This window comes from Zoogloea sp. GW822-FHT05C07 (genome assembly GCF_058800215.1).
This window is the reverse complement of sequence record NZ_CM179510.1, coordinates 684,759-709,081: the sequence shown is the minus strand read 5'-3', so window position 1 is coordinate 709,081 and position 24,323 is coordinate 684,759. Positions and strand designations below refer to the sequence as shown.

Below are 24,323 nucleotides of genomic sequence, written 5' to 3'. Positions count from 1 at the left end.
GCAGACCTACAGGCGGAATGCCCCCATCGACTGCCGGAGGGTGTCGGCGCGCCGTTGCAGGTCCCGCGTTTCCTGCTGGATGCGCTGGGCGGCTTCGGCGTTGCTTCTGGATTGCCGGGCGAGGGCGTCGGCCGTGCTGGTGATGTTGCCGATGGCGGCATCCTGCTCGCGCACGTGGTCGGCCATCGCGGAAATACTGGCATTCACCGCCTCGGTGGCGGCGATGGTGTTCTCCAGCTGGCGCGCCGCCTCGTCGCTTTGTGCGACGCCGGTGGAGAGCCGGTCGTTACTGTCGGAGATGGCTTTCTCCACTGCGGAGCAGTCGTTGGCCAGGCTGCGGGTCACGGCTTCGATCTGATCGGCCGTCTGGGCCGATTTTTCGGCCAGCTTGCGTACCTCGTCGGCGACGACGGCGAAGCCGCGGCCCTGCTCGCCGGCGCGGGCTGCCTCGATGGCAGCATTGAGGGCCAGCAGATTGGTCTGGTCCGCGATTTCCTTGACCTGCTGGGTCAGCAGGCCGATGTTGCCGGTGCTGGCAACGAATTTCGATACTACGGCCTGGGTGTTGCCGAGGCCGTCGGCAACGTCGTGCACTTCGCCGATCAGTGCGCTCACCATCCGCTGGCCGGCCTGGGTGCTGCTGCGGGCCTCGGCGGCTTCCTGGCTGACGCGCCGGGATTCTTCGGCAAGCGTACGGATGACGGCGCTCATTTCCTCCATCGTCGCGGCCAAAGCGCTGGCCGCATCGCTCTGACGATGGGTGTCGCTCAGGATGCCGGTGGCGTTGGCATCCATTGCGGCGCAGCCCTGGTGGACGGCCTCTGCGGATTGCTTGGCTTCACCGATCAGGCCCACCAGTTGGCGACGCAGGCTCTCGGCGCTGTCGGCGAGCAGGCCGATTTCGCCGTCCATGCGGAGCGTCGGCGGGTGGCCGAGATTGCCGTCCGCCAACTGGCGCAGGGTTGTGACGAGCGTATGGGTCGGTGCCACGATCGAGCGGCGGATCAGCACCACGAAGAGCGCCACCGCGCCGGCCAGCGCCAGGCCCATGGCCACCACAGCGACGATGACGCCCTGGCGGGCCCGTGCATCGGCGTCCTGTTGGGCCTGGGCCGCCGCCTGGGCGATATTTTCGACGGCATCGTTGAGCAGTTTGGTCGGCGTGCGGTCGATACCGGTGACGGCCGTGTCGCCGGCCTGCGGGTCGCCGTCGGCGGCCTTGAAGGCTTCCAGCCCCCGGCGATAGCCTTCGGCCATCTGCCGGTGGGCGTCGAGGAATTCACCGATGCGCTGCCGGGCCTGCCCGCTGACCGCCGGGTTCTGTTGCAGGGCAGTCAGCTTGTCGCGCACTAAGGCCTCCTCGTCCTCGAAGCCCTTCCAGTACTTGTCCCGCTTGGCCGGATCCTTGCCGCGCAAGAGCACGTTCTTCCATTCCTGCACCTGGATCTTGAAATGGCTTTCGACGCGCTGGATCTCGGTCTGGGCGTCCTTCAGGCCGGTGACCCCGTTCTTGTAATGATCGAGGGCTCCAAGCAGGGAGGCCGCGCCGATGCCGCCGCCCGCGACGACGACCAGCAGCGCAACGATCTGGGCGAGGATGAGCTTGCCGGCGATGGATTTTTTGTGGGGACTCATGGCGGTGCTCCCGTGGAGCGATGGGAGTGGGGGAGGCGTGAATTTTAGAGGCCTTTCGGTCTTTGGCACACCGAATTGAGCGGGGCGGGGTGTCAGCCTCTGGCGTCCGGCCCGCCGCACTGGGACAATCCGCCTCCGACCACATCCCGCCGAAGGGGACGCCATGGAATCCCGACTGACCGAGATCGAGATCAAGCTCGCCCTCACCGAAGACCTGGTGGACAGTCTGAACATGACCGTCCACCGCCAGCAGGAGCAGATCGATGCGCTGCAGCGGCAGATCCGCCTGCTCTACCAGCAGATGCAGTCCGCCACGCCGACGGCGGAGGCCCGCGATCTGCGCGACGAAATTCCGCCGCATTATTGATGTTGGGTGCGGCGGCTCCGCCCTGCCGTCATCCTCGGCGGTGACTGAAGGTTTGTGCTAAAACCATGCCGGCACAAGGGAGTTTCGATCGGTATATCATTGACCACCCCGCCTGAATAGAAGAACTGATGAGCAAACACCCGATTCGTGTGCTGTCGCTGATGGTTTTCGTGGTGATCGGTGTGTTGCTGGTGCTGTGGTGGTCCGGCCCGCGCGGGGCGCGGCCGGAAGTGTCCGGTGGTACGGCGGGCCCGGGGGCCGCGGCCAGTGATGTGCGTGAGCTGCGCTTGGGATTGAACATCGCCGCCGGCAGTGCGCTGCATGCGGCGGCGCTGCGTTTTGCTGAACAGGTCGGCGAGCAGAGCAAGGGCAAGCTGAAGGTCACTGTGTTTCCCGACCAGCAGCTGGGCAGCGACGACCAGATGCTCGAGATGGCACGCAGCGGCAAGCTCGACCTGGTGCTGACGCCGACTGCCAAGCTCAGTTCGGCGATCCCGGCCATGCAATACGCCGACCTGCCGTTCTACTTCGCGAGCCGGGAAGAGCTGTATGCAATGCTCGACGGCGAGCCGGGACGCATGCTGCTGTCCAAACTCAACGGGATTGGCTTGGTTGGCCTGGCCTTCTGGGAAAACGGTTTCAAGCAATTCACCGCCAATACGCCGATCCGCCGCCCGCAGGATTTTGCGAAGCTGCGCATCCGCACGATGAAGAGCCGCATCATCGCCGATCAGTTCGAGGTACTCGGTGCCCAGGCCATCCCGATCGATTTTCACGCCACCTACAAAGCACTCGCCGATGGTGCGGTGGACGGCGAGGAAAACCCGCTGGTGGCCATCGTCGGCATGCGTTTCCACGAGGTGCAGAAGCACCTGACTCTCAGCAATCATGCCTACCTGGCTTACGTGTTCTCGGCGAGCAAGGCCGTGTTCGAGTCCCTGTCGCCGGAGCTGCGGGAAGTCGTCGCGCGCAATGCCCAGGCGCTCACAGTGTGGGAACGCGAGGAAACGTCGCGTCGCGAAGCCCAGTTCATCGAGACCGTCCGTGCCGCAGGTGTGGAGATCCATACCCTGACACCAGAGGAGCGCGAGGCCTTCCGCAAGGCGCTGGCGCTGATTGCCGACAAGTTCGGCTTCGACGTGGGCTATGACCTGTTGGTCAAGACCGAGGAATTGCGCCACCAGCGGCAGGAGGGGGCCCAGGCCGCGGCCGGTGCGAGGCGTCCGCCACCGCTGGTGGTCGGCATCGATGCGGATTTCTCGATGCGCAGCGCCCAGGGCGGTGGGGCCATCTACCGGGGGGTGCAGCTGGCCGTCGAGGAGATCAACGCGGACGGTGGCATTCGGGGCGTACCGCTGCGGGTGGTCGGTCTCGACCATGGCACCAATGCGAAGGTGGGGCGGCAGAACCTCGCCCGTTTCGCGGCCATGCCGTCGCTGCTGGCCGTCGTCGGCGGCGTGCAGACGGCCGTCATCGCGGACGAGCTGGAGGACATCCATCGCCTGCAGATCCCCTTCCTGATTCCGTGGGGAACCGGGCGCGGCCTGGTCGAGCACGGGCATCGCCCGAACTACACCTTCCGGGTTTCGGTCAGCGACAGCCTGGCGGCGCCCTTCCTGCTGGAGCACGCATTGCGCCTCGGCGGCCGGGTTGTCGTGCTGCTCGAGCGCTCTGCCTGGGGGCGCAGCAACGACGAGGTGCTCAAGCCGTTCATCGAAAAGCTGCCAGCCGGCCGCGTGGAGATCGAGTGGTTCAATGTAGGAGATGCGGGGACCGAGGCCCGGTTGCGCGCGATTGCCAGCAGCGATGCGGCTGCGCTGGTGTTGGTGGCGAATGCGCTCGAGAGCCAGAAGATCGTGCAGGCGCTGGCGCGCCAGGACAAGCCCCTGCCGGTGTTCGCGCACGCGGCGCTGACCGGTGGCAATTTCTGGCAGACCACCCAGGGCGCCCTGCAGCACGTGGATCTGCGCTTCGTGCAGTCCATCCTGATGGACGATGCGGCCACGCACCCCCGCTTCCGAAAGTTCCTCGACCATTACCGGGAGCGCTACGGCCTCGGCCGGGACGAGATGGTGCCGTCGCTGATCGCCAGCGTTCATGCCTATGAGCTGACCCTCATGCTGGCCCGGGCGGCGCGCCAGGCGCGGCCGGACGATCATGCCGCGGTGCGCAGCGCGCTGGAATCCCTGGGGGCTTACCCGGGCGTGCTGCGCGATTACAAGCAGCCCTTCACTGCGGAGCGTCACGATGCGCTCGAGCGCGGACAACTGCGCCTGGCGCGTTTCGACGCCCGCGGCCGTATCGTGGCCGCAGAATGAAACTGGCCTTCATCACCCGCAGCGTCCGCCGGCGGATCACCTGGGTCTTTGGGTTGTTCGTCGCCCTGTCGATGGTCACCGTGGCAACCACGGTGGGCTTCCGCCTGCATTCGGCGATCACCACCAACCTGACCCACGAACTGGAGGAGCGGGCCCGCCAGGATGCCCGGCTGCTGCTGCAGCGCTTCGACTATCTGCTCGAAAGCGCCAACGTGCTGGTCAGGAACCCGCTGGTGGTGAACGGCCTCAACGATGCCCAAGGGCGCGAAACCTACCTGCCGGAGCTGATCAAGAACTTCCGCGAGGGGCGTGACGTCTTCGCCGTGGCCTTGCTCGGCTATGACGGCAAGCCGCTGTATTCGACGCTGGATACGCTGCCGACCTATGAGGCTTCGGCCGAACTGCGCAGCACGCTGGCCAATGGCGTGGTCAGCTACCTGATCGATCGCAGCCACGGGCACTGGGTCGTTTTTGTGCCGGTGACCTATTACAGCACCACGCAAGGGGTGCTGGTGGTGGTGTACGACCTGGGCGCGGTGGCCCGTCGCGTGCTGCCCGCCGATCCGCTGCTCGGCCACCGCCTGCTGGTGGCGGACCAGACCCTGTTCGCGCATCCGGCCTCCGATGTCAGCGACCTGCTGATCGCGCGCAAGGCCGTCAATGACAACAGTCGCAGCTTCCTCGATGGCCTCGGACTGCAGCTCGAAGTGTCGGCGCCGCGCCAGCACTACCTCGCACCGGCCTTCAGCGCCATCGGCGACGTGGCGCTGCTGGGCCTGGTCCTGACCCTGGTGGCGATCGCCATCGCCTACTGGATCGGCTTCTCGGTGTCGCGCCCCATCTTGCTGCTGCGCCAGCGGGTGGCCGCCGCCGACGGCAGCCCGGAGCGCCATTGCGCGCCGCTGGGTACCCACGACGAGCTGGAAGAGCTGGCCGGCATGTTCGACCAGCGCACCCACGAACTGCGGGACATCCAGTTGCATCTTGAGGACCTGGTGGACCGGCGCACCCGCGAGCTGGCGGTGGCCAAAGATGCCGCGGAGGACGCCAGCCGCTTCAAGAGCAGCTTCCTCGCCAACATGAGCCACGAGATCCGCACGCCGATGAACGCGATCGTCGGCCTGACCCACCTGATCCGCCGCTCGGCGGTGGATTCGCGGCAGATCGAGCAGCTCGACAAGATCTCCCAGGCGGCACGGCATCTGCTAGGCATCATCAACGACATCCTCGATTTCTCGAAGATCGAGGCCGGCAAGCTGACCATCGAGAACGCCGATTTCGAGCTCGACCGGGTTTTCCGCAATCTCAACGATCTGATCTGCGACAGGGCCGCAGAGAAGGGCCTGGAGGTCATCAACCGCATCGATCCGGCCATCCCGACGGTGCTGCACGGCGACCAGATGCACCTCGGGCAGATCCTCGTCAATTTCGCCAGCAATGCGGTCAAGTTCACCGATGCCGGCTGTGTGATCTTCCGGGCGCGCCTGCTGGGTGAGGACTCCAGTGCGGTGATGGTGCGCTTCGAGGTCAGCGACACCGGCATCGGCCTCAGCGAGGAGCAGCGTAGCCGCCTGTTCCAGGCCTTCATGCAGGCCGATGCTTCGACCACCCGCAAGTTCGGTGGCACCGGCCTCGGGTTGGCGATCAGCAAGCGCCTGGTCGAGCTGATGGGCGGGCAGGTCGGCGTGGACAGCACGCTCGGCAAGGGCAGCACCTTCTGGTTCGAGCTGCCGCTGCAGCGGGCGGCCAGCACCCCGCCGGCCCGCTGCACCGTGAAGCTCGACGAGAACCTGCACGTGCTGGTGGTGGACGACAACGCCGACGCCCGCACGGCGCTGGAGGACATGCTCGTTGCGTTCTCGGCGCGGGTGGTCACGGCGGATTCCGCCGAGCATGCGGTGGCCCTGGCCCGCGAGGCCCTGCTGGGGGGCAGCCCGTTCAACCTGATCCTGATGGACTGGGCGATGCCCGGCATGGATGGCATCGAGGCCAGCCGCCGGATCCTGGCCCTCGGCTCCGACGCCAGGATCATCCTGGCCACCGCCTACAGCAGCGAGTGGACCACTGAACAGTTGCGCACGATGGGCATCCAGGCCCAGTTGAGCAAGCCGGTCACGCCGTCGATGCTGCACGACGCCATCGTCGAGGTCTTCTCCGGCGTTGCGCCGCCGCGTGCGGCACCGGCGGCGCTCGACCTCTCGCCGCTGCGCGGCCGCCACATCCTGCTGGCCGAGGACAACCCGGTGAACCAGGAGGTGGCGCTCGCGCTGCTGGAGGAAACCGGCCTGCGCGTGGACGTGGCCAACGATGGCGTGGAGGCGTTGCACAAGGCCGGCCACACGGCCTACGACCTGGTCCTGATGGATGTGCAGATGCCTCACATGGACGGCCTGGAGGCGACCCGGGCGTTGCGTCGTCTGCCCCAGTGCCAGTTCCTGCCGATCCTGGCGATGACTGCCAATGCCTTCGATGAGGACCGGCGCGCCTGCCTGGACGCGGGCATGAACGACCACGTCGCCAAGCCGGTGGATCCGGACAGCCTGTTTGCCGCGCTGATCCACTGGATGCCTGCCCGTGTCCAGGCGCCGGTGGCCCGCCACGGCGGCAACGACGGCGCGGCAGCGGAAGAGCGGGAGCAGGCGCTGCGCGAACGGCTGGCCGGCATCGACGGCGTGGACATGGCCTTCGGGCTGGGCATGGTTCGCGGCAAATTCGCGACCTATCGGCGTCTGCTCGCGATGTTCGTCGACACCCACGAGGGCGAGGTCGGGCGTATCCAGGCTGCGCTGGATGCCGGCGACCTGGACGGTGCCCAGCGGGCGGCTCACTCGCTCAAGGGAAGTGCGGCCAGCCTCGGCCTCGTGCGCATCCAGCAGGAGGCGGCCGCCGTCGAAGCGCCGCTGAAGGCGCGGGACGGGGATGCCGTTGCCGGGGCGCGGGCAGCGCTGGAGGGACTGGCGCACGAACTGCTGCCGCTGCTGGAGCAAATACGCCCGTTGCTGTAACGCGCAGCCCCGGAATGGGCGTTCCGGCACTGGATTGGAGTGAAGCAGTGCCAGCCTCGGGCAAGGGGCCACGCGTATCATGCCCGGCATGAGTCTGCGTGGCTTGTCCATTCGTCTGGCGCCGTTTTTCATGCTGGTGGCCGGAGCCCTGTCCGGCCTTTTCGCGGGGAGCGCCCACGCGGCCGGGGTGTTGCGCGTACTCGCCTGGCCGGGCTACGCGGATGCGGAGGTGGTCCGCAGCTTCGAGAAGAAGAGCGGCGCGAAGGTCGAGCTGACCGTCGTCGATTCTGACGAAAGCCTGTGGCAGAAGGTCAGCGCCAACGGCGGCGGCGATTTCGACGTGATGGCAGTCAATACCGCCGAGCTGCAGCGCTACATCGCGGCGGGCCTCGTGCAGCCGGTGGATCCGGCGCGGATCGCCGGCACCCGCCGCCAGCTGCCGCGTTTCCGCAAGCTGGCCGAGATCCCCGGTCTGGTGCATGTCCGCGGGGGCCAGGCTGCGGCCTACGGCATTCCCTACACGTATTCGACGATGGGGCTGATCTACGACCGCCGCCAACTCACCGACGCGCCAACCTCCATCACGGCTTTGTGGGATTCCCGTTACCAGGGCAGGGTGCTGGCTTACAGCGGCGGTGTGCACAGTTTCTCCCTGGCGGCACAGGCCCTCGGCCTGCCGACGCCGTTTCGCCTGGAGGGCGGGCAATGGGAGCGGGCGGTGGACAAGCTCATCGAGCTGCGCCGCAACGTACTCGGCTTCTATAACCGTCCCGAGGAGTCGGTGCAATTGTTCCTGCGCCACCGCGTCGCGCTGATGTTTGCCAACTACGGTTTGCAGCAGCTGCACATGCTGCGGGCCGCCGGGGCCGACGTGGGCTACGTCATCCCCCGTGAAGGCGCGCTGGCCTGGCTGGATTGCTGGGCGATCACCCGTGGCGCGCGGGATGTCGATCTGGTTCATGCGTGGATCGACCACCTGCTCGGCGATACGGCCAGCGGTTTGCTGGTCAGCCGCCAGGGCCTGGCTAACACGCTGGTTGAGTCGGACGCGCGGAATGCGTCGGACCGCATCATCTGGCTGGCCGCGGTCGAAGACGTGCCCCGCCGCGAGCGCCTGTGGGCGCGCATCCATTCGGGTGACCGGGCCGCGCGGGTGCTGGCGCCATGAGGATGAGCATCGCGGTGCGCCTGGGCCTCGCGCTGGCCCTCGTCGGAGTGCTGGCGGCGGGCCTGACCGGCTATTACGGCTATGCCGAAAGCCGCGCGATGCTGGTGGCGGCGGCGGAGGAGCGCCTGCTCACGTCGACACGGGTGCTGGTGCGCCAGCTTGCGGTCGGCCTCGACAACACCGCCCGCGATGTGCGCCTGATCGCCGAGCATCCCCAGGCCGCCCGCCTGCTGCGGCGCGCCGATCCGATCCTGCAGGTGACCAGCGAGCGTAACGTGGCGCTGCTCTTCCAGCGCATGCTGGAGACCCATCCGGAGTATTTCCAGATGCGCCTCATCGATGCCGCCGACCACGGCCTGGAGCGGATCCGTGTCGACCGGGACGCCAACGGCGTGGTGCGCATCGAAGGGGACGAGCTGCAGGAGAAGGGGCATTTCCCTTATGTCTTCGAGACGCTGCGCCTGCCGCCGGGGGCCGTGTTCGTTTCCCGCGCCGGGATCAATCACGAGGTCAGGGCCCATGCTGGGCAGGGCAAGCCGTCCCTGCAGGTGGCCGCCCCGATCCGCGAAAGGCCGGACGGGCCGGTCCTCGGCCTGGTGGTGATCAACGTGGACCTGAACGGCTTGTTCGCCCAGCTGGCCGCCGACCTGCCGGCCGGCCTGCAGCTGTACCTGAGCAACGGTAGCGGCGATTTCCTGATCCATCCCGATCCCGGGCAGGCCTTCGCGTTCGATCGCGGGCAGCGCGCCCGCGTGCAGGACCAGTTCCCCGCTACCGAGGCCCTGCTGGCCGACAAGGACGGCTCGTCCGGGCAGCTGGTCACCACCTCCCGCTCGGCCGGGCAGGCGGCCGTGGTGGCGGCCTTCGTGCGCCAGCATTTCACGACGCTGCACAGCGAGGACGAATTCGTGCTCGGGCTCTCCCAGCCCCTCGCCGCGGTGATCGAACAGAGTGATCGCCTGGGCGCGGCGACCTTGCGCGTCGTGCTGGGCTTCAGTGCATTGGCGGTGCTGCTGGCTTTCATGCTGGCGCGGGCGCTGACCCGGCCGCTGCATCAGATCGTGCAGGCTGTGCGCGGCTTCGTGCCCGGTGTGGTGTGGCCGCAGTTGCCGAGCCGGCGGCAGGACGAGATCGGCGTGCTGGCGCGCAGTATCGAGGACATGCAGCAGCAGATCCGCGCCCAGTTCGACAGCCTGGAAGACAAGCAGCGGGCGCTGGACCGACTGGCCAGCCATGACAGCCTGACCGGCCTGCCGAACCGACGCCTGTTCCTCGACCGTCTCGACCAGGCCCTGGCCCATGCGCGGCGCAACGACGGGCACCTGGCGCTGCTGTTCATCGACCTGGACAACTTCAAGACCATCAACGACAGCCTCGGCCATGCGGCCGGGGATGCGGTGCTGTGCGCCGCTGCCGTGCGCCTGCTGCAGCTGGTGCGGGCCAGCGACACGGTGGCCCGCCTGGGTGGCGACGAGTTCATCATTCTGCTCGACGGCGCCGACGATCCCGAAGCCATTGCCCACGTGGCCGGGAAGGCGCTGGAGGCCTTGGCCCAGCCGGTCATGCACAAGGACCAGGCGCTGCAATCCGGCGGCAGCATCGGCGTGTCCCGTTACCCTTACGACGCGACCGGCGCCACGGAGCTGATCGCCATGGCCGACAAGGCCATGTACCGGGCCAAGAGCGGAGGCCGCCAGCGGGCCTGCTTCGCGGAAGCCTCCTGAGCCGGGCGGCTCAGTGCAGGGTTTCGGGCTTGGCCAGCGGTTGCACGTCCACCCATACGTCGCTGCCGTCGTCGGTCTCGCGGATCTGCAAGCCGAAGCTGGCAAAGGCGGCCTGCACGTCGCGGCGCAGCGGGATGTCTGCCAGTTCGCCGGGGCCGATGGCGTGGCCGGCGGCCAGGTGCTGGGCGGTGGTGGCCCAGATCGGTGACAGGAAGGACTTGGACACCAGCTCGTGCATCTCGGCGCTGATGGCGGACAGCGGTTGGCCGAGGCCGTCGAGATAGCCCTGCACGTGGGCGACGGCCTGCATCAGGTGGGCGATGCGGCCCATGCTCTTGGCGAACAGGCTGTCCAGGTCCTGATCGGCGAAGTACAGGGTGATTTCCTCCTGCATGCCGTCCGGCAGGGCCTGCAGTAGCGCGGCTAGGTGGTTCAGCAGCAGGTCGGCGTCGGCGGGCACCGACCAGGCGCTGCGCCGGTTGATGCGGTATTCCTGCCACATGGCGCTGACGATGGGCGCCAGTGCCCTGGCCAGTGGCGCGTCGGATGCGGCCTCCGGGGTGGCCTGGGCATCGTGCAGGCGCCAGCATTCCTTGTGCAGGTGGTGGATCAGTCGCGCGATCTCGGCGCCATCGCTGGACAGGATCTGCCACAGCTTGCTGCCATCGAAGAGCAGGGCCAGCTTGCCCTCGTCGGCGACGAGGCGCGACAGGTGCTCATCGGCGACCGGCGCGGCGCCGAAGTGCTGCTCGGCGGCGGGCAGGTCGTCGACGACGCGGATGCGCGACAGGCTGGACAGGTCGAGCTCCTCGTCCCGGTCCTGGATGCGTTCCAGCAGGGCTTCGATGACCTGGCGCAGGGTGTTCGCGTTGGCGGTGGAGACGGGACCGTCGAATTCGATGTTCATGGTCGGAGACACGATTCCTGAAATGAAAAAGGCCCGGCATCCGGCCGGGCCCGCGTGGATTGCAGCTTATTCCTCGACGTGGCGCAGGGACAGGTCGATGGCGCGCACGTCCTTGGTCAGGCTGCCGATGGAGATGCGGTCCACGCCGGTTTCGGCGATGGCGCGCACGCGCTCGAGGTTGACGCCACCAGAGGCTTCCAGCTCGGCGCGGCCCTTGTTGATGCCGACCGCGTCGCGCATCTCGTCGAGGCTCATGTTGTCGAGGAGGATCATCTTGGCGCCGGCGGTGAGGGCTTCCTCGAGCTGGACCAGGTTCTCGACTTCGACTTCGATGAACACGTTGGACGGGGCGATGGCGCGGGCCTGCTCGATCACGGCCTTGATGCTGCCGGCGGCGATGATGTGGTTTTCCTTGATCAGGATGCCGTCGTAGAGGCCGACGCGATGATTGGTGCCGCCGCCGACCTTGACCGCGTACTTCTGCGCCAGGCGCAGGCCGGGCAGGGTCTTGCGGGTGTCGACGATCTTGGCCTGGGTGCCGGCCACGGCCTGCACGAAGATGGACGTGAGGGTTGCGGTGCCGGACAGCAGCTGGACGAAGTTCAGCGCGGTGCGCTCGGCGGTGAGCAGCGCGCGGGCGCTGGCATCCACTTCGCACAGCAGCTGGCCGGGCTTGATGCGCTCGCCGTCGCGGGCGTGCCAGATCACCGAGGCGTCGGGCTCCAGCGCGGTGAAGGCGGCGTCGAACCACGCGGTACCGCACAGCACGGCGTCTTCGCGGGTGATCACGCGGCCGCGGGCGGTGCGGTTGGTGGGGATGAGGCGGGCGGTGAGGTCGCCGGTGCCGATGTCTTCGGCCAGGGAGGCCGCCACGGAGCGCTGGACTTCAACGCGAAGCTGTTCTGCAAATTCCATCGGGGTTCACCTAAGATGTATCGGCCCGAATTCTAACACTTGGGGGGAGCGCGGCATGGGGACGATGATGGGGGTGCTGGAGGTCAGCCTGGGCGTCTTGATCGCCTTGATACTGGTGGGCGGTACGACCTACTGGTATGTGCAGGACATCACCCAGAAGAAGCACGCGATTCTGCGCAACTACCCGCTGGTTGGGCACTTGCGTTACTTCTTCGAGCAGCTCGGCGAGTATTTCCGGCAGTACTTCTTCCTCGGTGACCGGGAGGAGATGCCCTTCAACCGGGCCACCCGCGGCTGGGTGTATCGCCTCGCCAAGAACGAGGGCGGGGTGATCGGTTTCGGCTCCACCTACGACATGCGTCACCCGGGGGCGCTGATCTTCGTGAACGCCGGCTTCCCGGTGCTGGAGGACGAGCAGGAGCCCACCGCGTCGCTGACCATCGGGGTAGGTTACGCGGCCAAGCCCTTCACCGCGCGCTCCATCGTCAACATCAGCGGCATGAGCTACGGCGCGCTGTCGAAGCCGGCGGTGCAGGCCTTGTCGCGGGGCGCGGCGGAGGCCGGCTGCTGGATCGACACCGGCGAGGGCGGGTTGGCGCCGGCCCACCTGGAGGGCGGGGCGGACATCATCGTGCAGATCGGCACCGCCAAGTACGGGGTGCGCGACGCCGACGGCCACCTGTCCGACGCGCGCCTGCGCGAGCTGGCTGCCCACGAGACGGTGCGGGCCTTCGAGATCAAGTTGTCCCAGGGCGCCAAGCCGGGCAAGGGCGGCGTGCTGCCGGCCGCCAAGGTGACGCCGGAGATCGCGGCGATCCGCGGTATTCCGGTGGGCGTGGATTCGATCAGCCCCAACCGCCACCGGGACGTGGCCAACGTCAATGAGCTGCTGGACATGGTCGTGCGCGTGCGCAGCGTGACCGGCAAGCCGACCGGCATCAAGACGGCCATCGGCGGGCGGCGCTTCATGCATGAGTTGTGCGAGGCCATCGTGCGGCGCGGGCCGCAGGACGCGCCGGATTTCATCACCGTGGATGGCGGCGAGGGCGGTTCGGGCGCGGCGCCGCAGGCGCTGGCCGACCACATGGCCTTGTCCATCGACGAGGCGCTGCCGCGGGTGGTGGATACGCTGATCGAGTTCGACCTGCGCGAACGGGTCCGCGTGATCGCCTCCGGCAAGCTGGTCACCTCGGCGCGGGCTGCGTGGGCGCTGGCCTGTGGGGCGGACTTCGTGAACACTGCGCGGGGTTTCATGTTCTCGCTGGGCTGCGTGCAGGCCATGCGCTGCCACCAGAACACCTGCCCGACCGGCATCACGACGCACAACGCCAAGCTGCAGCGCGGGCTGGTGGTGGAGGAGAAATACCTGCGGGTCGCTAACTACGCCCGCAACATGAACCGGGAGATCGATATGATCGCCCACGCCTGCGGCCTCCGGCAGGCCCGGGAATTCCGCCGTGAGCACGTGCGCCTGGTGCAGCCGGATGGCCGCAGCGAGGCCTTCAATATGCTTTATCCCTACCCCGAGCCGGGCTGCGAAGGGCGGGGCCATTACTGAAGCGCCCGCCGGTTTGCCGGCCGGGTGGGCGACTTTTGCCGGTGGGCGGGATTTTCCCCAAAATGGGTCGAGAGGCTGGCGGGACATGCTGCCCTTTGCGGCAGTGGCTGGTGGATCCCGCCGGCAGTTTTTTCCGCCGGGCCGCGGCAGGCCGTCGTGGTGCTTCCGATCCCGTGCCAAAGCCGCGGGAATGTGCTGTTTCAGGGTGTTTGGCTTAACCCAACTTTACCCGTCTTAACCGCTTGTGTCGGTCAGGCAGGGGCATTCCGGCCGTTAAGTTGCTAGAGAGCAGAGCCTGGTCCGCAGTTCGCGGAGGCGGGCCCGGAAAGCGTCTCGGCTTTTCCCGGTCACTTACGGAAAGGAATGCACCATGGTCAGCAGCGTAGGCAGTAACTACAGCTCCGTTTCGGCATACACGACGCGAACGCGCCCCGATCCGGCCGAGCTGGCAAGCAAGCTGTTCTCCAAACTCGACACCAAGGGCCAGGGCTACATCCAGGAAAGCGATCTGGAGTCGGCCTTTAACCAGGTCTATTCGTCCGCGTCGTCTTCAGCCTCCAGTACCGCGACGGATTCGTCTGCGTCCTCGTCGGCATCGAGCCAAGCCTCGACGGACGCCACCCAGCTCTTCTCGGCGCTGGACAGCGACGGCAACGGGCAGGTGACGGAGAGCGAGTTCTCGAGCGGCTTGCAGAAGCTCGCCGATGCCCTCGACAGCCAGGCTTTCAGCAGCCGCATGCAGGGTGCGGGCCATGGTCACCACAGGGATGGCGATGGGGACGGTGGCGTTCAGAACGACACCGGTTTCACCAAGGATCAACTCACCAGCCAGTTGCAGGCCATCGGCTCGACGGACAGCCAGCGTTCCGGCGTGATCTCCGATGTCGTCAATAACTTCGACAAGGCCGATACCGACGGCGACGGCAAGGTGACGCTGCAGGAGGCGATGGCGTACGAGCAGTCCCAGAGCACCACGGCCTCCGCCTCGGCGAGCGCGACGGCGACGTCTTCTACCGATTCGGCGTCCGCTACCGCGTCGAGCTCCGTGTCCAGCCACCACGATGGCCGGATGATGCACCGCCTGATGGATCTGATGCGCACCTATGGTTCGAACAATGGCAGCACGAGCGACAGCAGCACTCCTTCGATCACCGTCACCGCCTGATGACGATGTCTGTCTGTGGCCACCCGGGGTTTCCCGGGGCGGCTACAGACAGATCTAGCTTCAATGCACGTCGAAATTGGTCGCCGTCGGGGCGAAGCCGCTTTCCTGGTATTCCACGTCGCCGTCCCGCGCCCACACGTAATGGGGCTGATCGGCGGGGGCCAGGTAAACCGCGCCGGCCGGGATGGGCTGGACCCGCGTTTCGTCGAAGATGGTGCCAAAACCTACGTACAGGGTGCCGGACAGCACCGTCGTGATCCGGTCGTCCGGATGCACATGCACGCCGATGCGCCCGCCCTGGGCCAGGCGCAGGCGTAGCGCGTAGGGGCCGGGGGCCGTTTCGGTGCCGATCAGCCAGGCGGCGCGCAGTTCGGGCAGATTGGGTGGGGTGATCCAGGTGGCTTGCGCCGGGATGATCGCCTGGGCCGTGGGTCCGGGCGGTTCAGCGGGGGCCGTCGGTATCACGGCGTCTTCGGCGGGGGCTTCGACCGGCGGGATGTCTTCAGGGGTGTCGGGTCCGCGCTCGGCATGGGCTGTGGTGCAGGTGACGGCCACGGCCAAGGCCAGCACGGCATACAAGGGCTGCAGGGTTCTACGCATCGGCGGAATCCACTCGTAAGGACGCCGCAGCTTACCAGCGGCTTATCGATCTGGTATCGAATTCGGTATCGCTGTCCGCCGTGGTCGGACGGTAGGCGACGAAGATCTGGTCTTCCGGGATCCCCGCATGGCGCGCGATGCCGGCGACGGCCGCCTTCAGCAGCGCATCCGCGCGGACGGCGCCGATGCCGTCTTCCGTCACCCGCAGTTCGGCCAGCACAGGCTGGGCGTTGCCGGACATCAGCGCCATTGCCAGCCCGGCGACGGCCGGGTGCTGTTCGGCCAGGAAGGTCCAGCTCACGGAGACCTGCTCCGGCGCCAGGCCGGCGGCGTGGGCCAGATCGAGGCGGATCGCGTCGAGCAGCGGCCCGGTGTCCCGTGCATCGGGGAAGGGCTGGGAGCGGATATGCAGGAAGGGCATGGCGGGATTCCTGGCGGAGAGTCGATACCTGCCGTTCAGTATCCGGGCAAGCGGGCCGTGCTCACAAGGCCTGTTCGACGCGTGTGCACACCTGCGTTGCCAGGTCGTCGGCGAGGCAGTCGATTTCCACCAGGTCGCCCCAGTTCTCGCGGAAGTTGCGCTGCCAGGTGATCTGCCGCTTGGCGAGCTGGCGGGTGGCGAAGATGCCCTTGTCGCGCATCGTCGGCAGGTCGATGTAGCCGTCGAGGTATTCAAGCGCCTGGCGGTAGCCGACGCAGCGCATCGACGGCAGATTCGGGTCGAGCTGGTACTGCTTGCGCAGCGCGACGACTTCATCGATGAAGCCGGCCAGCAGCATGGTGTCGAAGCGGCGGGCGATGCGGGCGTGCAGCACCGCCCGGTCGCCGGGCGTTAGCGCGAGGGGGATGTAGCGGTGGCTGTCGGTCTGCTCTTCCCGGCGGGCGTAGCTGGCGGCCAGCGGCTGGCCGGTGAGGCGGACGATCTCCAGCGCGCGCTGGATGCGCTGCGCGTCATTGGGTTCGAGGCGGGCGGCGGCGTCCGGATCCAGCCGGGCCAGTTCGGCGTGCAGGGCCGGCCAGCCGTCGCGGGCGGCGGCGTCCTCGATCTCGCGGCGCAGTTCGGCATCGGCCTCCGGCAGGTCCGACAGGCCTTCGCGCAGCGCCTTGTAGTACAGCATGGTGCCGCCGACCAGCAGCGGGATGCGGCCGCGGGCGGTGATCTCGTTCATCAGGCGGCGCGCGTCTTCGCAGAAGCGGGCGGCGGAATAGGTTTCCTCGGGGCTGACGATGTCGATCAGGTGGTGCGGGCAGATGGCCTGCTCGTCCCGGCTGGGCTTGGCGGTGCCGATGTCCATGTCACGGTATACCAAGGCCGAATCGACACTGACGATTTCCACCGGTAGCCGCTGGGCGAGGGACAGCGCGCAGGCGGTCTTGCCGCTGGCGGTGGGGCCCATCAGCAGGATGGCGGGCGGGAGAGGCTGTGTTTGGGGCATGATGCGCCTTTTCTGTGGACGCGCATTGTAGCGGGTGGGATGTGGGCGTGAGGATGGGGATGAGGTGGTGGAGGCAGGCCTGGTTGCTGCTGGGCCTTCTGGTGCTTACCGGCAGTGCGGTGGCGAAGGGGCCGCTGTATCTGTGGGAACTCAGCGACGAACAGGGCCGGCCGCGGGCCTGGCTGTACGGCACGATCCACGTCTGCGACGCGGGCTGTTTTCCGCTGCCGGGGCGGGTCCGGGCGGCGCTGGCGGAGGCGGACAGCCTCGGGCTGGAACTGGATCCGGAGGATCCGGCGCTGTCGCCGCGTTTGCTGCAGGCCAGCCTGTTGCCCGCCGGGCGGCGCCTCGACGACATGCTGCCGCCCGCCCTGCGGGTCCGCCTGGCCCGTGTGCTGACCCGCTTCGGGCTGCCAGCGGACGCCATGCAGCGCCTGCAGCCCTGGATGGTCGGCGCGCTGCTGACGCTGCAGTCGGCCCAGCGGGCCGGTCTGGGGACCAACCAGGGCGTCGACCTGTGGCTGGCCCGCAGCGCGCGGGCCCGCGGCCAGTCCGTGTGGGCGCTGGAGACCGTCGAGCGGCAGGTGGCGGCGATGGGGGCCGGCGGCGACGCCGCCCAGGTGGCCAGCCTGGCCGAAACGCTTGGCCTGATCGAAAGGGATGAGGCCGAGCCCTATTTCCGCCGCCTGCTGACAGCCTGGCGGCGCGGCGACAGCGTGGGGGTGGACCGCATGCTGCGCGAGGAAGCCAGCGTCGAAGCGATGACACCGATGCTCGTCGAGCTGCTCGACAGCCGTAACCGGGAGATGGCCGAGTCCATCGTGGCCCGCCTGCGGAATGGCAAGCGCCCCTTCATCGCCGTCGGCGCCGGGCATTTCGGTGGACCGAAGGGCTTGCTGGCGATGCTGGCCGACAAGGGCTTCCGAGCCCGCCAGGTGAGCGAGGAGTGACGCGTCGGCTCGCGGCGTTGCTGTTGGCTGCGCTGGCCGGCGTGGCGGAGGCGGTGCCGGTGGCGGTGGATGTCGGCCACTACCTGGAGCGTCCAGGGGCGACCAGCGCCTATGGGATCACCGAATTCGAATACAACCAGTCCCTCGCCGCGGTGCTGGCGGGGCGGCTGGCGGTGGAGGGCGTGCCGGTGCGGCTGATCGGCTGGCGTGGTGAGATGGCCGAGTTGCGGGAACGGCCGCGCCAGGCGGAGGCGGCCGGAGCGGGGTTCTTCCTGTCGGTCCATCATGATTCGGTGCAGGAGAGCCAGCTGGAAGCGTGGGAGTGGAAGGGCCAAGCGCTGCGTCATGCGGATGGCTTCGCCGGTTTCTCGCTGTACGTGTCGCGCCTCAACCCGCGCCTGGAGCGGAGCCTGGCCTGCGCCCGCGCCATCGGCGCGGCCCTGCGCGACGCCGGCCTGCCGGTTGCGACCCACCATGCCGCACTGGCGCCCGGCCTGGGGCTCGAATGGGCCGACGAGACGCAGGGCGTGTATTACTACGACAATCTGGCGGTGCTGAGGGCCGCGACCGTGCCGGCGGTGCTGCTGGAGGCTGGCGTCATCGTCAATCGCGAAGAGGAGCGCCAGCTGGCCGGCGCCGCGCGGCGGGCCCTGACGGCGGAGGCGGTGGCGCGCGGCCTGCGGGAGTGTGGCGTGACGGCGGGCGACGGGCGCCGCTAGACCTTGATGCTGCGTTGCGGAACCCATCGGCCATTGCGGCGATCCATCAGAGTAGCCACCGTGATGCCCGTACCCAACATTGAAAGGATAGTCCCGAAAGCATGAAATCCGTCCTGTTGTCCTATTTCTCCGCGCTGCGCAGCCTTGGCCGGCCGGGTGTGCTGTGGCATCTGCTGTGGCCGACGCTCGCCGCGGCAGCCCTGTGGACCACCGCGCTGATCCTCAGTTGGGGCAGCATCGTGGCCGTCGGCACTGACCTGATCACCCACCTGCCGCTGGTCGGTCCCTGGCTGGCCGACTCGGAAACGGCGCTGCTGGTGGCCTTGTTCATGTTCAAGCTGGGCCTGGTGCTGCTTGCGCTGCCGATCATCTACGTGACGGCCGCCACGCTGGTGGCGGCGGTGGCCCTGCCGCTGATGACCGAGAAAGTGGCCGCGGTCGATTACGCCGACGTGGCCCGGCGGGCCGGTGGCAGCCAGATCGGCAGCGTGTGGAACGCGCTGACCTCGGTGCTGCAGTTCCTCGTGCTGCTGATCCTCAGCCTGCCCCTGTGGCTGATCCCCGGCGTCGGGCTGCTGATCTCCCTGCTGCTGACCGCGTGGCTCAACCAGCGGGCCTTCCGCTACGATGCGTTGATGGCCCACGCCGACAAGTTCGAGATGAAGGATCTGCCGCGCCGCGAGGCCAGCGGCCTGTTCGGCGTCGGCCTGGTGGGAGCGGTGATGGCCCACGTGCCGGTCCTCAACCTGTTTGCGCCGGCCCTGGCGGGGCTGGCCTTCGTCCATTACCTGCTGTCGGCGCTACGTGTGACGCGGCAGAACGAGAACATCATCGAGGTGCAGTGAATGACTCAAGCAGCCCAGCCGGCTTTCGGCGCCATCATCATCGGTGATGAAATCCTGTCCGGCCGCCGGGAAGACAAGCACCTGGCCAAGGTGCTGGAGCTCCTCAAGGCCCGCGGCCTGCGCCTGGCCTCGGTGCGCTACGTGGGCGACGAGCGCCCGCGCCTGGTCCAGACCCTGAAGGAGAGCTTCGCCAGCGGCGACATCGTGTTCAGCTTCGGCGGTATCGGCGCCACGCCGGACGACCACACCCGCCAGGCGGCCGCCGAAGCCCTCGGTTTGCCGCTGGCCCTGCACCCGCAGGCCGAGGCCGAGATCCGCGCCCGCTTCGGCGACGAGACCACGCCGCAGCGCCTGCAGATGGGCGTCTATCCGCAAGGCAGCGACATCGTGCCGAATCCCTACAACCAGATTCCCGGCTTCTCGATCCGCAACCACTTCTTCGTGCCGGGCTTTCCGATCATGGCCTGGCCGATGGTCGAATGGGTGCTCGACACGCGCTTCAAGCACCTGTACCACCAGGCCGACTACGTGGAACGCTCGGTAATCGTGTGGGACGCGATGGAGGGAAAGCTGATCGACCTGATGGAGCGCATCACCACGGACTTTCCCGATGCGACCCTGTTCAGCCTGCCCAGTGTCGGCGGGGAGGGCGGTCGGCGCCATATCGAACTGGGCATGAAGGGGCCGACCGCCCGCGTCGACGAGGCGATGGCCTTGATCACCGCTGAGCTGGCGCGGCGCGGTTACAGCTGGGAGCCGCCGACGGCGGACTGAGGTGAGCCTGTGAGCGCTCCGTCCCGCTATCGGGATTTTCCGGGTCGGCGCTGGCTGGGTGTGGCGCTGCGCGCAGCGCACCTCGCCGGCGTGGTCGGCGTTGGTGCCGGCCTGGTCGGCGGAGGCGTGGCGGATTCGCATTTCCCCGTGCTGCTCGTGCTGTCCGGTGTGGCCATGGCGGCTCTCGATGCGTGGTCCAACCCGCGCTGGCTGGCGGAGCCGGCAGGCTTGTCCCTGCTCGTCAAGTTCGGGCTGCTCGGCTGGTTTCTCATCGATGAGGCCCGGCGGCCGGCCTTGTTCTGGGGTGTGCTGGTCTTCTCGGTCATCTTCGCCCACGCGCCGGCGAGTTTCCGCCATCGAGGGCGGAGCCGGCGCCAGCCCGGGCAGCTGTGACGGATGTCACAAGGCTGAAGTCTTCATACCGTATGCTCGGCGCCGATGTGGTTGCAGGCGAGGGTATGCGCAATGAATGAAGAATGGATTCTGGAGAAGACGGCGGAGGGATTGGCGGAGATCGCGAACCGCAGCCGTCGGGTGCCGAACCGTCTGCGGACCGTGCTGATCCTGGTGGATGGCCGCAATAGCGTTGGCCAGCTGTGCGCTTCGGCAGCCGCCTTGGGCAACATCCGCGAGGCGCTGGCTGAGCTGCGCGAGCTGGGGCTGATCGCCCCGCTGGACGGAGGCTTGCCGCCAGCCAGCAGGGCTTCGGTGCAGCCGGCGGCGCGCCTGCAGGGGCCCCTCACACGGCCCGAACCCCAGCCCGGCCGCCGCCGTTCCCTGGCGCTGGCGCGCCTGTACCTGCTCAATGCGATGGAGCAAAGCCTGCGTCAGGCCGATCTGCCGGTGCGCGAACGCCTGCGCAACTGCACCACGCGGGCCGACCTGCTCGACGCCTTCGAGCTGTGCCGCGAGATCGCCGCCGAAATGGGTGTTGCCCACATCGACACCATCGAGGCCCAGTTCCTCGGCATGCTGCCCGACGAGAGCTGAGTCCGCGGGTCAGCCCTTGCGTTCTGCCGGAGTGGCCTCTATATTTCGATTGTCCCAAAGGGGAGTAGCTCCACGTCGGTGGGCCGTCAAGACGGAGAATGCCGTGCGAACCCGCCGTGCCATGCACGGCGCCGCGGCTGATCTCCCGGCTACCGGGCAGTCGTTCGAGAATCAAGGGCGACTGTGAGCAAGACCTTTGCCGCGATGGCAAAGTGTCTTTCGGCAAAACCGGCTCCCCCGCCGGACCAAGCTCATTGGCCTTTCGTCATCGCTGGACGAAAGGCCTTTTTGTTTGGTTCCGTTTTGGGAGATTTCACATGGAAAGCATTGGTACCTGGTGGATGTGGGCGGGCTTCGCGGCCGTTGTGCTGGTGATGCTGGCTATCGACCTGCTGGTGGTCGGCGGCGGCAAGGAACACAAGGTGTCCCTGAAGGAGGCCGGCCTGTGGTCGGTGGTGTGGGTCAGCGTCGCGTTGCTGTTTGCCGGCGCCCTATGGTGGTATCTGGACGGCACGGCCGGGCGCGAGGTGGCCAACGCGCGGGCGCTGGAGTTCGTCACCGGCTACCTGATCGAGAAAGCGCTGGCCGTCGACAACGTGTTCGTGTGGCTGATGCTGTTCTCCTTCTTCGCGGTGCCGCCGGCGCTGCAGAAACGGGTGCTGCTGTTCGGCGTGGTTGGTGCGATCGTGCTGCGTACGCTGATGATCTTCGCCGGCGCCTGGCTGATTGCCCAGTTCAGCTGGCTGCTCTATGTGTTCGGCGCCTTCCTGCTGCTGACCGGTGTGAAGATGTTCGTCAGCGCCGAACATGAAACAGACCTCAACCGGAACCCGGTGGTGCGCTGGCTGCGTGGCCACATGAAGATCAGCTCCGAGTTCCATGGCCAGCGCTTCTTCGTGCAGCGGGAGGAGGGCGGCCGCATGGTCCGCTATGCGACGCCGCTGTTCCTGGCGCTCGTGCTGGTGGAGGCGTCCGACGTGATCTTCGCGGTGGATTCGATCCCGGCGATCTTCGCGATCACCACCGACCCTTTCATCGTGCTGACCTCCAACATTTTCGCGATCCTCGGCCTGCGCGCGATGTACTTCCTGCTCGCCGACTTCGCCCAGCGCTTCTCGCTGCTCAAGTTCGGCCTGGCCGCGGTGCTGGTCTTCATCGGCGGCAAGATGCTGCTGGTGGACCTGGTGCATGTGCCGGTGGGGATGTCCCTCGGCGTGGTGGCCGCGCTGATCGGCACGTCCGTGTGGCTGTCCCTGCGAAAGGAGCGCCTGGAGGCGGTGCAGGCTGAGAGGTGAGTGTGCCCCCAGGGCCTGGCTGCGCCCGGCCCGCCCCCCGTGGGGGAGAAGGAAACTTGGGGCGGCTCGACGTTTCCTTGAGAGGGTGGACGCCGCCCGGCAGGACGTGCATCCTGCCGGGCTTGCCCGATTGCCTGGAGAACTTGCCGCGTGCGGATCCGCAACGAAACCCCGGCCGACGTGGCCGCCGTCCGCGAGGTGAACCTCGCCGCCTTCGAAAGCCCGGCCGAGGCGGATCTGGTGGATGCCCTGCGCGGGCATATCTTCCCCTATGTGTCGCTGGTGGCCGACGACAAGGGCGTCATCGCCGGCCACATCCTGCTTACCCCGGTCCATCTGCCCGGCCATCCGCGCGCGCGCCTGATGGCGTTGGCGCCGATGGCGGTACGCCCGGACTACCAGCGTAGCGGCGTCGGCTCGGCACTGGTCGTCGAAGGCCTGCGCCAGGCCCGCGAGGCGGGCGCCGGCGCCGTGGTGGTGCTGGGTCATCCGGCCTATTACCCGCGTTTCGGCTTCGTGCCGGCTTCCCGCCACGGCATCCGCTTTGCGCATGATGTGCCGGACGAGGCCTACCTGATCGTCGAACTGCAGCCGGGCCACCTGGCCGGGCTGGCCGGCACTGTCCAGTACCACGCCGCCTTCGACGCGGTCTGAGCCGCGCCGGTCCGCGTGGGGCCGTTCAGCCGCGGGCGCCGCGCAGCCGTCCGAGGGCGGGCCGCCAGGTGCCGCTCTCGTGGACGACGAGGCCGAGCAGGATCATGCCCGTGCCGGCCATGACCTGCGTGCCGATCTCCTCGCGGTTGAGCAAATGCCCGAGCACCAGCGCCATCACCGGCGTGATCAGCGTGATCAGCGCGACTTTCGAGGCTTCCAGATGCTTGATCACGTAGTAGTACAGCGCGAAGCCGATCACCGATCCGAAGACGCCCAGGTAGCCGATGGCCGCCGCCGTGCGCGAGGGCAACGTGGCGGGCAGCGCCGCGCCGTCGGTCAGCCATAACAGCCCGAACAGCGGCAGCGACACCGCCAGGGAGCCGAATGTGGTGGCCAGCGGCGGGCTGTCGTCGCCGATCTGTTTCAGTGCGACCAGGCTTAGCGATGAGATGAACACCGCCACCAGCAGGGCGATGAGGCCGGCCGCGGTGTTGGCTCCGCTGGCCGCACCGTCTGGCATGAAGATCAGCACTAGCCCGCCTGCGCCGAGCAGCGTGCCGCCCAATCTCGTCGGCGTCAGGGAACGCTCCCCGAGCCAACAGGCGGCCAGCAGGCCGGCCATCAGCGGCGAGAGTCCGAACATCACGGAGATCAGCCCGGAGCTCACGTAGCGCGCGCCCCAGTAGGTCAGCGCCATGATGCCGAATAGGCCGACGCCACCGATCAGGTAAGCCCGGCGCGCGCGGGCATGGAGTGGCAGTCCGATTCGCCCGACGCGCAGGATCGCCGCGGCCACCAGCGCCCCGATCAGCATGCGGGCCAGCGCGGAGAAGGCGAAACCGGCGCCTTCGGTGCTCCAGCGGATGGCGAGTGGGGTGGTGGACCAGATCAGGATGATGGCGAGGTAGGCGAGGGAAACCGGCATGGCGCACCTTTCGTGGCAGGGGGGGGGATGAATCCCGGAGGGGCAAAGAAAAGGGCCGCGGTCTGATGATCCGCGGCCCCTGGTGATGTCGGTGAGTGCTGCTGCGAACTACCCCGATCCCGGCCCCGGACAAGCGGCAACGCGCCATGCGCGCAGTGCGCGACGGCGGATGCAAATGGTCGGGAAAGTCTTCGGGAAGTTCATGGGCCCATGATGCTGGCGATCTGCCGGGCGCGTCAAGCATGAATGCGCCTTGCATGTTCGGTTGCCGAAGCCTGATGGTGTCCGGCCAAGGTGGGGGGCTGGCGGCAGCGCTGCTGCGCCGGGCCTGTCGAATCCTCCTTTGCGCCATGTCAAAGGGGGCGCCAGGCGG

The 24,323-nt window shown here is 67.7% G+C and carries 22 protein-coding genes; 15 read left to right on the top strand and 7 right to left on the bottom strand.

What is annotated here, in order from left to right:
* Positions 1-6: 6 nt before the first annotated feature.
* The gene (locus tag AC3QL2_RS03275; RefSeq protein WP_493233977.1) at positions 7-1,635 is read right to left on the bottom strand and encodes a methyl-accepting chemotaxis protein; all 1,629 of its coding nucleotides are present in this window, start codon (positions 1,633-1,635) and stop codon (positions 7-9) included.
* A 163-nt stretch (positions 1,636-1,798) separates the two neighbouring features.
* On the opposite strand from AC3QL2_RS03275, the gene AC3QL2_RS03270 reads away from it, so the two are divergent.
* The 5 genes from AC3QL2_RS03270 to AC3QL2_RS03250 all read left to right on the top strand — a co-directional run bounded on the left by AC3QL2_RS03270 (position 1,799) and on the right by AC3QL2_RS03250 (position 10,217).
* On the top strand, positions 1,799-2,002 hold the full coding sequence (locus AC3QL2_RS03270; RefSeq protein ID WP_481117951.1) for a SlyX family protein: 204 nt from the start codon (positions 1,799-1,801) through the stop codon (positions 2,000-2,002).
* A gap of 128 nt (positions 2,003-2,130) precedes the next feature.
* Positions 2,131-4,320, top strand: a complete 2,190-nt coding sequence (locus AC3QL2_RS03265; RefSeq protein ID WP_493233975.1) for a DctP family TRAP transporter solute-binding subunit — start codon at positions 2,131-2,133, stop codon at positions 4,318-4,320.
* On the top strand, positions 4,317-7,325 hold the full coding sequence (locus AC3QL2_RS03260) for a hybrid sensor histidine kinase/response regulator (RefSeq protein ID WP_493233973.1): 3,009 nt from the start codon (positions 4,317-4,319) through the stop codon (positions 7,323-7,325). The genes AC3QL2_RS03265 and AC3QL2_RS03260 overlap by 4 nt, the downstream gene beginning before the upstream one ends.
* Before the next feature lie 79 nt (positions 7,326-7,404).
* Entirely contained in the window at positions 7,405-8,493 is a 1,089-nt protein-coding gene (locus AC3QL2_RS03255) for an extracellular solute-binding protein (protein WP_493233971.1), read from the top strand.
* Entirely contained in the window at positions 8,490-10,217 is a 1,728-nt protein-coding gene (locus AC3QL2_RS03250; RefSeq protein ID WP_493233969.1) for a diguanylate cyclase domain-containing protein, read from the top strand. Before AC3QL2_RS03255 ends, AC3QL2_RS03250 begins: the two co-directional genes overlap by 4 nt.
* 10 nt (positions 10,218-10,227) lie before the next feature.
* On the opposite strand, the gene AC3QL2_RS03245 is transcribed toward AC3QL2_RS03250, so the two are convergent.
* Together AC3QL2_RS03245 and nadC are read right to left on the bottom strand one after the other, a co-directional pair.
* Positions 10,228-11,124, bottom strand: a complete 897-nt coding sequence (locus AC3QL2_RS03245) for a hypothetical protein (protein WP_493233967.1) — start codon at positions 11,122-11,124, stop codon at positions 10,228-10,230.
* Between the two features lie 66 nt (positions 11,125-11,190).
* Entirely contained in the window at positions 11,191-12,039 is an 849-nt protein-coding gene (gene nadC / locus AC3QL2_RS03240; protein ID WP_493233965.1) for a carboxylating nicotinate-nucleotide diphosphorylase, read from the bottom strand.
* A 55-nt stretch (positions 12,040-12,094) separates the two neighbouring features.
* Between nadC and AC3QL2_RS03235 the strand changes: the two genes are divergently transcribed.
* Together AC3QL2_RS03235 and AC3QL2_RS03230 are read left to right on the top strand one after the other, a co-directional pair.
* Positions 12,095-13,597 (top strand): FMN-binding glutamate synthase family protein, encoded by a 1,503-nt coding sequence (locus AC3QL2_RS03235; RefSeq protein ID WP_493233963.1) that lies wholly within the window; start codon positions 12,095-12,097, stop codon positions 13,595-13,597.
* Between the two features lie 370 nt (positions 13,598-13,967).
* Positions 13,968-14,762, top strand: coding sequence for an EF-hand domain-containing protein (locus AC3QL2_RS03230; RefSeq protein WP_493233961.1), 795 nt, complete (start codon positions 13,968-13,970; stop codon positions 14,760-14,762).
* Positions 14,763-14,822: 60 nt separating this feature from the next.
* Here AC3QL2_RS03230 and AC3QL2_RS03225 read toward each other — a convergent pair whose 3' ends face one another.
* The 3 genes from AC3QL2_RS03225 to miaA all read right to left on the bottom strand — a co-directional run bounded on the left by AC3QL2_RS03225 (position 14,823) and on the right by miaA (position 16,798).
* On the bottom strand, positions 14,823-15,362 hold the full coding sequence (locus AC3QL2_RS03225; protein ID WP_493233960.1) for a cupin domain-containing protein: 540 nt from the start codon (positions 15,360-15,362) through the stop codon (positions 14,823-14,825).
* A gap of 31 nt (positions 15,363-15,393) precedes the next feature.
* Positions 15,394-15,783, bottom strand: a complete 390-nt coding sequence (locus AC3QL2_RS03220) for a hypothetical protein (protein WP_493233958.1) — start codon at positions 15,781-15,783, stop codon at positions 15,394-15,396.
* A gap of 61 nt (positions 15,784-15,844) precedes the next feature.
* A complete protein-coding gene (gene miaA, locus AC3QL2_RS03215; RefSeq protein ID WP_493233957.1) occupies positions 15,845-16,798 on the bottom strand; it encodes a tRNA (adenosine(37)-N6)-dimethylallyltransferase MiaA in 954 nt (317 codons plus the stop codon).
* An 83-nt stretch (positions 16,799-16,881) separates the two neighbouring features.
* Between miaA and AC3QL2_RS03210 the strand changes: the two genes are divergently transcribed.
* The 8 genes from AC3QL2_RS03210 to AC3QL2_RS03175 all read left to right on the top strand — a co-directional run bounded on the left by AC3QL2_RS03210 (position 16,882) and on the right by AC3QL2_RS03175 (position 23,025).
* Positions 16,882-17,748 (top strand): TraB/GumN family protein, encoded by an 867-nt coding sequence (locus tag AC3QL2_RS03210; RefSeq protein ID WP_493233955.1) that lies wholly within the window; start codon positions 16,882-16,884, stop codon positions 17,746-17,748.
* Positions 17,745-18,467, top strand: a complete 723-nt coding sequence (locus AC3QL2_RS03205) for an N-acetylmuramoyl-L-alanine amidase family protein (protein ID WP_493233954.1) — start codon at positions 17,745-17,747, stop codon at positions 18,465-18,467. The genes AC3QL2_RS03210 and AC3QL2_RS03205 overlap by 4 nt, the downstream gene beginning before the upstream one ends.
* Before the next feature lie 101 nt (positions 18,468-18,568).
* Positions 18,569-19,312: an EI24 domain-containing protein gene (locus tag AC3QL2_RS03200; protein ID WP_493233952.1), complete on the top strand. Its 744-nt coding sequence runs from the start codon at positions 18,569-18,571 to the stop codon at positions 19,310-19,312.
* Complete coding sequence (locus AC3QL2_RS03195) at positions 19,313-20,086, top strand: competence/damage-inducible protein A (RefSeq protein WP_493233950.1); 774 nt, start codon at positions 19,313-19,315, stop codon at positions 20,084-20,086.
* 9 nt (positions 20,087-20,095) lie between these two features.
* Positions 20,096-20,479, top strand: a complete 384-nt coding sequence (locus tag AC3QL2_RS03190) for a hypothetical protein (RefSeq protein ID WP_493233948.1) — start codon at positions 20,096-20,098, stop codon at positions 20,477-20,479.
* Positions 20,480-20,551: 72 nt separating this feature from the next.
* Complete coding sequence (locus AC3QL2_RS03185; protein WP_493233946.1) at positions 20,552-21,076, top strand: hypothetical protein; 525 nt, start codon at positions 20,552-20,554, stop codon at positions 21,074-21,076.
* A gap of 317 nt (positions 21,077-21,393) precedes the next feature.
* The gene (locus tag AC3QL2_RS03180; protein WP_493233944.1) at positions 21,394-22,371 is read left to right on the top strand and encodes a TerC family protein; all 978 of its coding nucleotides are present in this window, start codon (positions 21,394-21,396) and stop codon (positions 22,369-22,371) included.
* Positions 22,372-22,521: 150 nt separating this feature from the next.
* Entirely contained in the window at positions 22,522-23,025 is a 504-nt protein-coding gene (locus tag AC3QL2_RS03175; protein WP_493233942.1) for a GNAT family N-acetyltransferase, read from the top strand.
* A 25-nt stretch (positions 23,026-23,050) separates the two neighbouring features.
* Here the strand turns inward: AC3QL2_RS03175 and AC3QL2_RS03170 are convergent, their stop codons facing one another.
* A complete protein-coding gene (locus AC3QL2_RS03170) occupies positions 23,051-23,950 on the bottom strand; it encodes a DMT family transporter (RefSeq protein WP_493233940.1) in 900 nt (299 codons plus the stop codon).
* Positions 23,951-24,323: the final 373 nt, after the last annotated feature.